The organism is Pseudomonas fluvialis (assembly GCF_002234375.1).
GTDB classification, from domain to species: Bacteria; Pseudomonadota; Gammaproteobacteria; order Pseudomonadales; family Pseudomonadaceae; genus Aquipseudomonas; species Aquipseudomonas fluvialis.
Window position 1 is genome coordinate 143,319 of the sequence record NZ_NMQV01000024.1, and the last position, 13,018, is coordinate 156,336.

Here is a 13,018-nt window from a genome sequence, read left to right on the forward strand (position 1 = left end):
GCTGTAAAAGCTGTTCGACCAGTCGGTTTTATTCAGAAATCGTGGCGATACACCAGGTCCAGCGAGCTGGCCAGGCCACTGGCCGCCTCCAGGTACAGGCGTTTGCTTAATTCGTAGCGCACCGCCAACAGGCTGCCCTGCTCCAGGGAACCCAGGCCGTAGTGCAGGCTCAGCCGCTCGGAGAAGCGGCCGCTGGCCCCTTCACTGCCCAATTGGAAGTCATCGATACCTAGCCGCTCGGCCAGTTGTCCGGTAAACGACAGGCTACCTGACAGTCCCATGGCCAGTGCTGCGCTGCCCAGGGCCGCGCCATCGCCGCGACTGCCCAGCGGACGGCCGAGTACCAGATAGGACAAGGCCTGCTCCTCGCTCATCGGCGGATCCGCAAATACCTGACTAAGCGGCTGCTCGGCACTGCCCGAGACACGCACCCCTGCGCTCACCGTCCCCACCTTGCGCACCGCTTCGATGTCCAGGAACGGACGATCCAAAGCGCCATTGAACAGCAAGCGTGCACGCCTCACGTTAAGGCGTTGTCCATAGGCTTGATAACGGCCTTTAAGCAATTCCAGCTCACCCTGGCTGCGTAGCTGATCTGTCATATGCAACTGACCACGCACCTCGGCAGTCAGACCAAAACCGCGAAAACGCAAGCGCTGCGCACCGACCCGCAGGCGCACATCCATGGCCAGTGGCAGATTGCGTTCGCTAGCGGGCGCTGCACCCACTACCTCGACATCCGCTGATACGCGCACGGCTTGCGCAGGCAGCTCGCGTACCTCGATCAAGCCACTGGGGACATCCACTTCGCCACTCAGGGCCAGGCCCTGTTCGTCCAACTGCAGCTGCAGGCGGGGCTCGACCTGCAGATTGGCGTAGGGTTCGACCACCACGGGCAACTGGCTACCACTAACCGCCAGGCGGGCACGCAGCGCTTCATGCCAGCCCAGTTGCCCGGTGAACTGACCGCGCCCCAGCTCGCCACTGCGCCAGTTGCCTTGCACCTCTAACTGCTGGCCAACAATCTGTATCTGCACAGCCAGGGCATCCAGATTCAATGGCCAACCGGCCCCAGCAACCCGCCCGTCGAGGAGTTGCAAGTCGCCCTCCACCCAGGGGGCCAGCAAGCTGCCGGTGATCCGCCCCTGGCCCTGCAAACGCCCCTCCAGCGCTTCGAGTCCCGATACGAAGGGCCGGGCCAGGCCGATATCCAGTCCCGTCAGGCGATACTGGCCGCGCAACGGCTTGCTGGCCGTGCGCGGGTCGATCTGCATATCCAGCTCGAATTGTCCCAGTCGTTCACCATCCAGCCACAGGCGAGCCTCTACACCGTGCGGCTGCAACCGGCTGTGCAGGTGCAACTGCTGGTAGGGAAACGCCAGCCACTGGCCTTGTTCGCGTAAGCGCCACTGCCCCTGTCCGGCATCCAGGCGCAGTTGGCCTCGCGGCCCGCGCTCAGTCAGTTGCAGTTGCAATTCACCGTCCAGCTGGCCCTGCCAGTCGAAGTCCTCCGGCCACCAGCCCGCCAGGCTGCTCATCGGCAACTGGCGCAAACGATAGTCCAGGCGACTGTCTGGCCACAGGCGCTGCGCGCCGGCACACAGGCTGGCCTGCTCGGCCTGCCAGCAGTGGGCTGCCAGGTTCCAGGCCTGAGCGTTGAACCGCACGGCCGTAGGTGCCTGCAATTGCCAGGCGAGTTCAGCCAGGTGCACGCGGGCCTGGCGCAACTCGCCCCGCCAGCCCGGCGCTTGCTGAGCGCCAGAGAGCTGCAGGTTCACGGCAAAGTCGGGGGCAAGCCAGTCAAGGTCCAGCTGATGTCGTTGCCAGGTGCCGGCCCCGCTAAGCAGCCCTTCCCCCAGATTCCTTTCACCCTGCCGCAGCACGCCACTCTGCAGACGCAAGGTGCCCTGCTGCCGGGCATCCAGGCGGGCATCCAGCTGCACGCTGGCCAAGCGCAGCTGCTGGAAACGCAGGGCCTGGCCTTGCAGTTGCAACTGACCTTGCGGACGCTGCCGGGTGCCCGCCAGTTGCAACTGCCCTTGCACACGCCCGGCCAGTTCCGGCCAGAGCTGTTGCAGGGCGGGCAGCTTCCAGCGCAGCTCGCCCGCCAGGCGCTGACCACTGCCCAGGCTGGCCTGGCCGTCAATACGGTTATCGCCCAGCTGCAACTGCAGCGGGGCCAGTGACCATTGCTCGCCCTGCGCCTGCAGCGTGGCTTGCCAGCGCAAGGGCTGCTGGCGCACCTGGCCATGCAGGTCCACTACCAGGCGTCCTTGCAGCGCGGGCTGCCACTGCCCCTCACTGTGCAGGCTACCGGCGATGCGTCCTGGTAAACCGGCCTGCCAATAGGCCGGATCGATGTCCCGTAGCTGCAAGTGCGTCGACCAACCCGCCTGGGCACCCAGGCTCAGCTCAAGCCGGCCACTGGCCTGACCCCGACCAGCCTGCAGGCGCACATCAGCCAGCTGCACACGCTGCAAATCGCCGGCAAAGGGGCTGTGCAGGGTGAACGGTCCCGCCGGGCCATCCGCCTCGGCATGCAGCTCGCCCTGGTAGCGCCCATCCTGATAACTGAAGGGGCCCTGCAGGCGACGCAGTCGCCAGTCCAGGGCATCGAGCTGCGGCCAGAGGCGCTGCCAGGGCAGGTCCTGCCAGTCCAGCTGGCCCTGCACGGCCAGACTGGACTGCCAGTCAACCTCGCCGTGCACCTGCAGGTAGCCCTGCTGCCTGTCACCCAGGCGCACCTCTTTGAGTTGCAGGCCCTGCGCGGTCAGCAAGGCGTCCAGCAGCAGGCTCATGGGGTGCTGCTCGGCGGCCAGACTGGCCTGTCCCTGTAGGGCATAGCCGCTCTGCAGATCCCCCTGCAGATCAAGCTGCACATGCTCCATGCGCAAGGTGGCCGGCAGTGTCGGAGTGGCGAGGAAGTCGCTGGCCTGCACCTGCAAACGGGCTGGCCAATGCTCGGCCAGCGGCTGCAACCAGCCTTCACCCTGTGCCTGCAGGTAACCACTGCTGTGCATTTGTAACTGCAGGCGCTGCTGCAGGTCGCCGTGCAGTTGCAAGGCAAGGTTCCAGTCCTGCCCGGACGGAGCCGCAAGCGCCAGTTGGGCCGTGGCCTGCAAGGGCCAGTCGCGCACGGTCTGCAGTACCCCGCTGAGGTGCAGCTGCAGGTCGGCCTGGCGCAGTTGCAGCGCCTCGACCTGCAGCTCATGGCCCTGCCAGCGGGCACGCAGCTGCAGGTTCTCGATGCGCAGCTCGTCCTGCACATACAGCGCGTCCAGCTGCACGCTGTGCAACGCGATCGCCAACGGCATATCCAGCACCGGCAAGCGCAACGCCTGGCGTGCTGCCGGCTCCTCACTAGCCGCCGGATGCACTGCCAGACGGGCAGCCTGTAGCCGCTCTACGCATAACTGCAGGCGCCACAGACAAGCGGGCGTCCAGGACAACTGCACATCATCCAGCTGCAGGCGCAGGTCAGCCGTTTCCCAGCGCACGGTCCGCGCCTGCCAGGTACCCGCCAGGTGCCCCTGACTGCCGAGTACCTGCAGCCCCCCGACCTGGCCAAGTAACCAGCGACTGCCGGCTTCGCTGTACAGCAGACCGAGCAGGCTGGCGACACCGCCCAGCAATAACCCGAACAGCGCATAGAGCAGGCGCTTCACAGTTCCGGCCCCATGGAAAAGTGCAGACGCACACCGCCTGGCTCATCCAGCGCATGCGCCAGGTCAAGGCGCAGCGGCCCCACCGGGGAAAGCCAGCGCAGCCCCAGCCCGATGCCGGTAAAGTGCCGTGCACTGAGGCTGTTGAAGGCATTGCCCCGATCGATAAAGGTCGCCAGGCGCCATTGCTCGCGCAGCGGGTACTGGTACTCCAGGCTGCCGGCCAGCAGGTAGCGTGCCCCGACCTTGTTGCCCCGGCGATCCTCCGGGGACAGGCTCTGGTAGTCGTAACCGCGCACACTCTGGTCACCACCGGCAAAGAAGCGCAGCGAAGGCGGTACCGCCGCATAGTCGTTAGTGGCAATACCACCGGCCTGTACGCGGGCCAGCAGACGATGACCCGCTGCGAAGCTGTACAGGCCCTTGGCCTGGGCATTGACCTGTAGCAGGTCGGTATCGGCCAGCAGGCCGCGCTTGGCCATCTGGCTGTCGATCTGCAGGCGATAGCCCTGGCTGGGATTGCTCGGGGAGTCACTGTGCAGATGATTGAAGCCCAGCCCGGCAAGCAGCAACTGGCTGCGCCCGTCCGGGCTGCCCTGACCATAGTCATAGCGTTCCTCCTGCCAGTTCAGGCTGAGGTTGCGCTGCCAGTCCCCGGCCAGCATGGCCTGCCACTCGGCGCCCAGGCGATAGCGACGAGTGTCGATATCGATCATTTGCTCCTGCTGGTAACCGGCAGTGAAGCGCAGGTGGTCGGTCAGTGCCTGCTGCAAAGGTATCTGGTACCAGCTGCCAACCGCCTGACGCTCCAGAGCCAGCTCGGCATCCGCGCCCAGGCTGTGCCCCTGTGGATTGAGCCAGTGACGCGTCCAGCTGGCACGGCTGCGAGGGCCAATGTCGGTCGAGTAGCCCAGCCCCAGCGTGAAACTGCGTGGCAATACCTGTTGCAGATTGACCTGCACTGGCACGACCAGCCCACTGCGCTGCTCGGCTAGCGCATCGACCCGCACCTCGGCGAAGTAGCCACTGTCACGCAGGTTCTGGGCAAAGCGTGCCACCAGGTCGGCATCATAGGCATCACCCACCGCGAAGGGTTGCAGGCGCTGCAGCAAGCGCTCATCGATGGCAAAGTCGCCCTGGAAGCTCACCGCGCCAAAACGATGCCGTGGCCCACTGGTATAACGCAGATGGATATCTGCCGTGCCCGCTTGCGGGTCGACACGCAGACGCTGCTCGATAAAGCGCCCCTGGAAGAAGCCATAACGCTGCGCCTGGCTGGCGAGCAGCTTCTTGGCCGCCTCGTAGGCGCCATGATCCAGCACCTGGCCAGGCTGCAGGCGACTGCTGCGTGGCCGGCGAAAAGCCGTCAGGCTGGCCGCCTCGCCGAGTACCTCGATAGTTACCTGCTGCAGGCGCACCGGTTCGCCCTGGCGCACCAGCAGGCGCAGGCGCGGTCGCCCCTGGTGTTCGTCAACCTGGCTGACCACCTGCGCGCGGTAATAGCCCAGGGCCTGCAGAGCCTGTTGCGCCTGCTGCTCGGCACTCCGTGCAAAGCGCTGCAGGGCCGCCGGGTCGCGCTCACCCAGGTTGCCTACATACGCCTCGATATTGGCGCGCAAGGCACTATCGCTGGGGCGCAGGCGCACTTCCAGCAACGCCTCGGCCCACACCGGCAAGCCCGGCAACAGCGCCAGGCAGAACAGGGCAACACGGCCCAGGGACAGATCCTTCATCGGTCACATGCTAGCAGAGCCCTGCCGCATGCCGCCAAGCCTGGCTTGCCGATGCCCCGGCCGGCTGACTACCATGCGCCTTTGTTTGCCTGGGGCGCTCTGCATGAAACTGGTTTCCTTCAATATCAACGGCCTGCGCGCCCGTCCTCACCAGCTGGCGGCGCTGATCGAGAAACACCAGCCAGACATCATCGGCCTGCAGGAGACCAAGGTGGCTGATGAGCAGTTCCCCGAAGGCGAGATTCGCCAGCTGGGCTATCACGTGCATTACCACGGGCAGAAAGGCCACTACGGCGTGGCCCTGCTGTCCCGCCAGCCCCCCCTGGAACTGCACAAGGGCTTTCCCGGCGATGCCGAGGATGCCCAACGACGCTTCATCTGGGGCGTGTATGCCGACGCCCAAGGTAATCCGCTGACCGTGATGAATGGCTACTTCCCGCAAGGGGAAAACCGCAGCCATGAGAGCAAGTTTCCTGCCAAGCAGCGTTTCTACGCAGACCTGCAGCAGCTGCTGGAAAACCGCTTCCAGCCGCAGCAACCGCTGGTGGTGATGGGTGATATCAATATCTCCCCGGAAGACTGTGATATCGGTATCGGCGAGGAAAACCGCAAGCGCTGGCTGAAAAGCGGCAAGTGCAGCTTCCTCCCGGAAGAGCGCGAGTGGCTGCAACGCCTCAAGGACTGGGGGTTAGTCGATAGCTACCGACAACTGCACCCGACGGTCGATGACTGTTTCAGCTGGTTCGATTACCGCAGTCGCGGCTTCGAAGACAGCCCGCGACGCGGCCTGCGCATCGATGTGATCCTCGCCTCGTTGGGCCTGCGCGAGCGCCTCTGCGACGCGGGTGTCGACTATGCGCTACGCGGCATGGAGAAGCCCTCCGACCATGCGCCGATCTGGTTGCAACTGAGCTGACGGGACGCTGCCGCGCAGGCTTCACCGTTCTGTCACACGCCTGTCATGCGGTCTGCCTAGGCTGCGGCGCACCTTCTCCGCTGTTGCAAGGTGTGTCGCATGTCTTCGCGTTTTACCCCGGAATCCCGTCCCTGGAGCCAAACAGCCGCGCTACTTGCGCTGGCTTTCTGCTGCTACGTCATGCCCTGGCCGGCCAGCGCTGGCGAGGCTAACCTGCTGTTGCGCATCCAGGGCTCCAACACCATCGGTGCCCACCTGGCACCGGCCCTGGCGGCCGGCCTGCTGCGCCAGCAGGGCGTTGCCCATCCCGAGCAACAGATCAGCGCGCCGAACGAAGTAAGCGTCAGCGGACGGGACGCCCAGGGGCGCCTGCTGCAGATCACTGTCGCCGCCCATGGCTCGGGCACCGGTTTTGTCGCGCTGGCTGAAGGCAGCGCCGAGCTGGCCGCCTCCTCGCGGCCGATCAAGGACAGCGAGCAGGCCAGTCTGGCCAGCCTGGGGGACCTGCGCAGTGCCAGCGCCGAACAGGTCATCGCCCTGGACGGGCTGGCGATCATCGTGCACCCGGACAATCCCGTGCAGCAGCTGGATATCGCCCAGGTTGCTGCGCTGTTCGCCGGAGAAATCGATAACTGGCAAGCTCTCGGTGGCCCCGCGGGGGCGGTACGCCTGTATGCCCGTGATGACAATTCCGGGACCTTCGATACGTTCAAGGAGCTGGTATTGAGCAGCCAGGGCAAGCAACTGGCTGGTGCCGCGCAGCGCTTCGAATCCAGCGACGAACTGTCCGAGCGTGTCAGCCAGGACCCGCAGGCCATCGGTTTCATCGGCCTGCCGTACATCCGCCAGGCCAAGGCCCTGCACATCGCCGACCAGGGTTCGCAGGCCATGCCGGCCAGTCGCGAGCTGATCAGCACCGAGGACTACCCGCTGTCACGGCGCCTGTTCTTCTACCTCAAGCCTGATGAAAGCAATCCCTGGGCGCGCGCGCTGGTCGAGTTCGCCCAGAGTGCCGAGGGCCAGGCCATCGTCACGGCCAACGGCTTCATCGGCCAGCAGGTACAAGCCATGCGTGTTGCCGTGGATGCCAGCCAACCCAGGGTCTATCAACGCCTCGCCGAGCAGGCGCAGCGTCTCAGCGTGAACTTCCGCTTCCGTGAAGGCAGTGCCGAACTGGACAACAAGGCGTTGCACGACCTGCAACGCCTGCTCGACTACCTGAAGGCCAACGACAAGCAGCATCGGCAACTGGTGCTGGTCGGCTTTGGCGACCCGAAAAGCGACCCCGCACGGGCTGCCCTGCTCTCCAAGCTGCGCGCCATGGCAGTGCGCCGTGAATTGGCGCGGGCCGGCATCCTGCCCCGCGACATCCTCGGCCTGGGCGAGCAGCTGCCGGTCGCCAGCAATCAGCAGGACGACGGCCGCATGAAGAATCGCCGGGTCGAGGTGTGGGTCTACTAAAGTGGCACAGCCAGGCCAGCTAGCCTGGCGCTAGCATGCACTGTCAGCCCACTGGGCGCGGAGGACAGTCGCATGCACGTGGAAATTCACGCCATCCAGCGCAATGGTCGCTCGCTCTGGCAGGTTCGCCTGGGTCGGCGCGTCATCACCTTCCAGGATCTGCAGCTGGCCCGGCAGTTTGCCAGCCAGCTGCATCTGCACACGAGCCCGCCGCAGCACAAGCGCGGCTGAAACGCCTCAGCGCGAGGCTTTCATCTGCTCGCGGCTGACGTATTTGCCCAGCTCGTACTTACCAACCATCATGCGGTGCACTTCGTCAGGACCATCGGCCAGGCGCAGGGTGCGCTGCATGGCATACCAGTAGGCCAGCGGGAAGTCGTTGGACACCCCAGCTCCGCCATGTATCTGGATGGCCCGGTCGATCACCCGCAGCGCCACGTTGGGGGCCACCACCTTGATCTGCGCGATCTCGCTGGCCGCCACCTTGTTGCCCACGGTATCCATCATGTAGGCCGCGTTGAGGGTCAGCAGGCGCGCCATGTTGATCTCCATGCGCGAGTCGGCGATGTGATCGAGGTTGCCGCCCAGGCGCGCCAGCGGCTTGCCGAAGGCGCTGCGGCTGACCGAACGCTGGCACATCAGCTTGAGGGCCCGCTCGGCCATGCCGATAGAGCGCATGCAGTGGTGGATGCGGCCTGGGCCAAGGCGGCCCTGGGCGATCTCGAAGCCACGTCCCTCGCCAAGGATGACGTTCTCGTAAGGCACCCGGACATTCTCGAACAGCACCTCGGCGTGGCCATGCGGCGCATCGTCGTAACCGAAGACCGGCAACGGGCGAATGATCTTCACCCCGGGGGTATCGGTCGGTACCAGGATCATCGAGTGCTGCTGATGCTTGGGTGCGTCCGGATTGGTCAGGCCCATGAAGATCATGATCTTGCAGCGCGGGTCGCAGGCCCCGGAGGTCCACCACTTGCGTCCGTTGATCAGCCATTGGTCGCCCTCGCGCACCGCGCGGGCCTGCATGTTGGTGGCATCGGAAGAGGCCACGCCCGGCTCGGTCATGGCGAACGCCGAGCGGATCTCGCCAGCCAGCAGCGGCTCCAGCCAGGTTTTCTTCTGTTCCGCGCTGCCATAGCGCACCAGCACCTCCATGTTGCCAGTGTCCGGTGCCGAGCAGTTGAAGGGCTCGGCACCAATCAACGAGCTGCCCATGATTTCCGCCAGCGGTGCGTATTCGGTATTGCTCAGGCCGGCACCATACTCCGACTCGGGCAGGAACAGATTCCACAGACCGGCCTCGCGGGCCTTGTCCTTGAGCTGCTCCATGATCGCCGTGGGCTGCCAGCGGTCACCTTCGGCCACCTGCTGCTCGAACACGGCCTCGGCCGGATAGACATGCTCTTCCATGAACGCGCTGACACGTTCACGCAGGGCTTGGACCTTGGGGGAATAGGCGAAATCCATGGGCTGACCTTCCAGAAAATGAACCAGCGGGTTGTTGATGTAAAAAGAGGCTAGCCCAGGCGCAAGAATCCACCTAATCTATTTTGCCTGCTTATTAACATTCATAAGCCATATTCAGTCCGGCAAGGCACGGGAGTCCGCATGAACCTGAACAAAGTCGATCTCAACCTGTTCATCGTCTTCGACGCCATCTACAGCGAGGCCAACCTGACCCGTGCCGGGCAGATCGTCGGCATTACCCAGCCTGCCGTATCCAACGCCCTGGCCCGCCTGCGCGAAACCTTCAACGACCCGCTGTTCGTGCGTACCGCGCAGGGCATGGTGCCCACGCCCATGGCGCAGAACATCATCGGCCCGGTGCGCAACGCCCTGCAGCTGCTGCGTGTCTCGGTGCAGGAAAGCCGAACCTTCAACCCGCAGCAGGCCAACAAGACCTACCGCATCAGCATGACCGACCTTTCCGAAGCGGTGATCCTGCCACCGTTGTTCCAGCGCCTGCGCCGCCAGGCGCCGCTGGTGAGCATCGAAAGCATGCTGGCGCGGCGCCGCGAAACCACCAAGGAGCTGGCCGCCGGCCGCCTGGACTTCGCCGTTGATGCACCGCTCAACACCGACCCCCAGGTGCGCCACGTCAAGCTGATGGAAGACCGCTACGTGTGTGCGCTACGTCCGGGGCACCCGTTGGCGCGCGAACGCATCAGCCTCGATGACTACCTGTCGCTGTCGCATATCCATATTTCCAGCCGCCGCAACGGCCTGGGCTATGTCGACCTGGCGCTGGGCAAGATGGGCCTGCAGCGGCGCATTGCCCTACGCTCGCAGCACTACCTGATGGCCTCCAGCGTGCTGCAGCAGACCGACATGGCGATGACCGTGCCCGAGCGCTTTGCGCGGCGCCACCAGATGCATGTGCTGGATCTGCCGGTTAACGGCGTAGCGAATCTGGAAACCCACCTGTACTGGCACGAAAGTACCGATCAGGATCCGGCAAACCGCTGGATGCGTGAACAGATCATCGAGATTGCCCAGCAGGTTTGTGCCCAGCCCGGGCACTGATCAGGCTTCGCGCTCCCACACGCAGCGCAGGCGCAGTGGCCCTTCCTGCGGCGCGCTGCCGCCCTGCTCGCTGTGCCAGCGAAAGGTATGCGTCCCGTTGAGTTCGGTGGTCAGGTGAACCACCGCGCTGGACCAGTACAGGCGCCGCAGCAACGCCTCGAACTGCTCGATCCACAGGCTCCACTCGTACTCGATGTTGGCGTAGCTGGCCCCGAAATGAATCACCTGGGTCAGGTATAGACCGCGCTCCGGCAGTTGCTGGCAAGCAAACATCTGCCGGCCGAGGAAATCCCACGGTTCATGCGCCAGGCTGTCCAGCACCTGGCGGTTGCTGGCCCGGCGCAGCAGGGTCTGCTCGGCGTCAGCGGCCGGCCAGTCCTGAATGCTGCCGTAGACGATGGATTCCGACTGCACGCACACGCTCCTGAAAATTCGTGCTGCCTTCTAACACAGCCCGGCGCGTGCGCAAAGTCGCGACGGGGCAAAGCGCGATGCGCCGCACCCCGTCGTCGCCTGCATCAATCAGCTGTTCTTGCTGCGCATGCGCGCCGCCATGCGCGCCATCTCGTCGTAGATGGCCTGCGGCTGTTGGCGTTTGATGGCCCAGGCCATGCGCCCCTGCTCGTGGGGCAGGATCATGAATTCCTCGGCTGCCACCTGCTGGAAGATGTAGTCGGCGATCTCGCCGGCACTGATCGGCGAGCTTTCCAGGAGTTTGCCGACCTGGGCCTTCATGGCCGGCGTCGGGCCACGGAACGAGTCGAGCAGGTTGGTCTGGAAGAACGACGGGCACACCACGTGCACTTTGACCTGCTGGTCGCGCAACTCCACCAGCAGGCTTTCCGAGAGCGCTACCACGCCGGCCTTGGCCACGTTGTAGTTGCTCATCGCCGGCCCCTGCATCAACGCGGCCATGGAAGCGATATTGATCAGCCGGCCCTGGCTCTTCAGCAGCAACGGCAGGAAGGCCTTGCAGCCCTTGACCACGCCCATCAGGTTGATTGACAGCTGCCAGTCCCAGTCCTCCAGGCTCAACTCGCTGAAGAAGCCGCCGGCGGCCACCCCGGCATTGTTGACCACTACATCGATACCGCCCAGGCGCTCCTCGCAGGCTTGCGCCAGGGCGGTCAGCTGGCTGTAGTCACGCACGTCGCAGCGCTGGATGAAGCCATCGCCACCGGCTTCGCGCACCAGGCGCAGGGTTTCTTCCAGACCGGCCTGGTTGACGTCGGACAGCGCCAGGCGCCAGCCCTCGCGTGCCCAGCGCAGAGCCATCTCGCGGCCCAGACCGGAGCCTGCGCCAGTAATCATGATGCGGTTGTGCATGCGTGCCTGCCTTGTTCAGTGAGTAAACGACTGACCGGCAGTGTAGCCGCGCCGGCTGGCGCGGCAGTGCACCATCATCCCGCTGAATGATCTGCTCTCAACGCAGCAGACGGCTGTCCAGCACTTCGGAAGGCGCGCCCAAGAGGCTTTCGCTGATCGCCAGCACATCGTCGGTGCTGGCCTTTTCCAGGCGCATCAGCGCCCGGGTCAGGTCATCCAGCGCGTGGCGACCCTCGCTGACCTGGCGGATCTCCTTGTCCAGGTCCTGCAACAGCAGCACGGCCCGCGCGGTCATCGGCCCGCTGCTGTTCTCGCCACGCAGGCTCTTCACATCCTTGCTCCAGCGTTTCAGCTGGGCACGCACCTTGTGGTAGCGGTCTTCGCTGAGCCCGCCGGCACGGCGCATCAGCTCGATGGCGTAGTACTCGGCGATACCCTCGCTGATCCAGTCACTGCGATCGGTGTCTCGGATACGGCTGAACACATGTACCAGTTCGTGCACCAGGGAACTGGTGCCATTCTCGCTGACCAGTGGACGGTCACTGTGCATGTAGTAGGAGTTGCTTGCCGACAGGCCGCCCCGCCACATCGGGTCGCCAGCGCCAACGATCAGCAGCTTGGCCGGATCACGTGGGAAGACCTGCTGGGCATGCGGCCAGATGAAGGTCAGCAAGGTCAGCACATCCATGCGGCGCATGCCCTGGCCGGTTGGCGCACTGATGGTGATGTCGGTGTTGCCCAGTTGCGCGCGGCGCGTGCCGAGCTTGCCGGCAATGATCCAGCCGGTGGGACGGTCGAATACCCGCTCCGGGTTATCGATGCGGAACTTGTGCTTGCCGATCCGTGGCCAGCCGGTTTCCACCGACTTCCAGCCCTTGGGCAGCTGGAACTGCAGGCGCGCGACCAGCTGCACCTTGGGGTCGTTGTCCATGTGCGCCGGGGGCACCAGATCGTCGCCACGCAGCAGCGCCCACTGCGGGGTCATCAGCGCATCGTAGCGCTCGCCTCGCGGATGACTGACTCTGACCTTCCAGCTCAGGGTGCTCTTGCCCTTGCCGGGTTGCCAGTACAGCTTGTTGTCCTTCTGCTCGAAGGTGCCGTCACCGGCAAAATCGCTGTAGGCCCCCTCATCGCCGAGGTTGAAGTTGAAGTAGTAGAGGTTGTCGGCGCGCGACAGGCTCAGACTGACCTCGGCCTGGTCGGCTTCAGGGAGAAAACGCACGTGGTAATCGAGGTCCACGCGTTCACGCTTGGCCGCCCACAGCGGACTGCTGCACAACAGGCCAAGCAGAATCAGCAATGCTGACGGACGTAGCAGGTTCATCTGGGGAATCTCCCGGTCAGGCGCGCCCACCTGGGCGCTGGATAAGCGATATCGTTGAGCCGCGGTGCACGCT

10 protein-coding genes are annotated in these 13,018 nt (G+C 64.8%); 4 read left to right on the plus strand and 6 right to left on the minus strand.

Annotation, left to right across the window (positions count from 1 at the left end; translation table 11 throughout):
* Positions 1-32: 32 nt before the first annotated feature.
* Entirely contained in the window at positions 33-3,665 is a 3,633-nt protein-coding gene (locus tag CFY91_RS13440) for a translocation/assembly module TamB domain-containing protein (protein ID WP_093986880.1), read from the minus strand.
* Complete coding sequence (locus CFY91_RS13445; protein ID WP_093986881.1) at positions 3,662-5,395, minus strand: autotransporter assembly complex protein TamA; 1,734 nt, start codon at positions 5,393-5,395, stop codon at positions 3,662-3,664. Before CFY91_RS13445 ends, CFY91_RS13440 begins: the two co-directional genes overlap by 4 nt.
* A 103-nt stretch (positions 5,396-5,498) precedes the next feature.
* Between CFY91_RS13445 and xthA the strand changes: the two genes are divergently transcribed.
* The 3 genes from xthA to CFY91_RS16035 all read left to right on the plus strand — a co-directional run bounded on the left by xthA (position 5,499) and on the right by CFY91_RS16035 (position 8,003).
* On the plus strand, positions 5,499-6,311 hold the full coding sequence (xthA, locus tag CFY91_RS13450; RefSeq protein WP_093986882.1) for an exodeoxyribonuclease III: 813 nt from the start codon (positions 5,499-5,501) through the stop codon (positions 6,309-6,311).
* A gap of 99 nt (positions 6,312-6,410) precedes the next feature.
* A complete protein-coding gene (locus CFY91_RS13455) occupies positions 6,411-7,772 on the plus strand; it encodes a substrate-binding domain-containing protein (protein WP_093986883.1) in 1,362 nt (453 codons plus the stop codon).
* Between the two features lie 72 nt (positions 7,773-7,844).
* Positions 7,845-8,003 (plus strand): hypothetical protein, encoded by a 159-nt coding sequence (locus CFY91_RS16035; RefSeq protein WP_165765328.1) that lies wholly within the window; start codon positions 7,845-7,847, stop codon positions 8,001-8,003.
* Positions 8,004-8,009: 6 nt separating this feature from the next.
* Here the strand turns inward: CFY91_RS16035 and CFY91_RS13460 are convergent, their stop codons facing one another.
* The gene (locus tag CFY91_RS13460; protein WP_093986884.1) at positions 8,010-9,239 is read right to left on the minus strand and encodes an acyl-CoA dehydrogenase; all 1,230 of its coding nucleotides are present in this window, start codon (positions 9,237-9,239) and stop codon (positions 8,010-8,012) included.
* Between the two features lie 141 nt (positions 9,240-9,380).
* Between CFY91_RS13460 and CFY91_RS13465 the strand changes: the two genes are divergently transcribed.
* A complete protein-coding gene (locus tag CFY91_RS13465; RefSeq protein ID WP_093986885.1) occupies positions 9,381-10,295 on the plus strand; it encodes a LysR family transcriptional regulator in 915 nt (304 codons plus the stop codon).
* On the opposite strand, the gene CFY91_RS13470 is transcribed toward CFY91_RS13465, so the two are convergent.
* From CFY91_RS13470 to CFY91_RS13480, 3 genes are all read right to left on the minus strand, one after another.
* Entirely contained in the window at positions 10,296-10,709 is a 414-nt protein-coding gene (locus CFY91_RS13470) for a hypothetical protein (RefSeq protein WP_093986886.1), read from the minus strand.
* Positions 10,710-10,817: 108 nt separating this feature from the next.
* A complete protein-coding gene (locus CFY91_RS13475; RefSeq protein WP_093986887.1) occupies positions 10,818-11,621 on the minus strand; it encodes an SDR family oxidoreductase in 804 nt (267 codons plus the stop codon).
* Positions 11,622-11,718: 97 nt separating this feature from the next.
* Positions 11,719-12,945 (minus strand): M61 metallopeptidase family protein, encoded by a 1,227-nt coding sequence (locus CFY91_RS13480; protein WP_093986888.1) that lies wholly within the window; start codon positions 12,943-12,945, stop codon positions 11,719-11,721.
* Between the last annotated feature and the right edge of the window lie 73 nt (positions 12,946-13,018).

Coding starts and splice junctions, on each gene's coding strand:
- CFY91_RS13445 (WP_093986881.1), bottom strand. CDS start 5,395: ATGAAGGATCTGTCCCTGGGCCGTGTTGCCCTGTTCTGCCTGGCGCTG.
- xthA (WP_093986882.1), top strand. CDS start 5,499: ATGAAACTGGTTTCCTTCAATATCAACGGCCTGCGCGCCCGTCCTCAC.
- CFY91_RS13455 (WP_093986883.1), top strand. CDS start 6,411: ATGTCTTCGCGTTTTACCCCGGAATCCCGTCCCTGGAGCCAAACAGCC.
- CFY91_RS16035 (WP_165765328.1), top strand. CDS start 7,845: ATGCACGTGGAAATTCACGCCATCCAGCGCAATGGTCGCTCGCTCTGG.
- CFY91_RS13460 (WP_093986884.1), bottom strand. CDS start 9,239: ATGGATTTCGCCTATTCCCCCAAGGTCCAAGCCCTGCGTGAACGTGTC.
- CFY91_RS13465 (WP_093986885.1), top strand. CDS start 9,381: ATGAACCTGAACAAAGTCGATCTCAACCTGTTCATCGTCTTCGACGCC.
- CFY91_RS13475 (WP_093986887.1), bottom strand. CDS start 11,621: ATGCACAACCGCATCATGATTACTGGCGCAGGCTCCGGTCTGGGCCGC.
- CFY91_RS13480 (WP_093986888.1), bottom strand. CDS start 12,945: ATGAACCTGCTACGTCCGTCAGCATTGCTGATTCTGCTTGGCCTGTTG.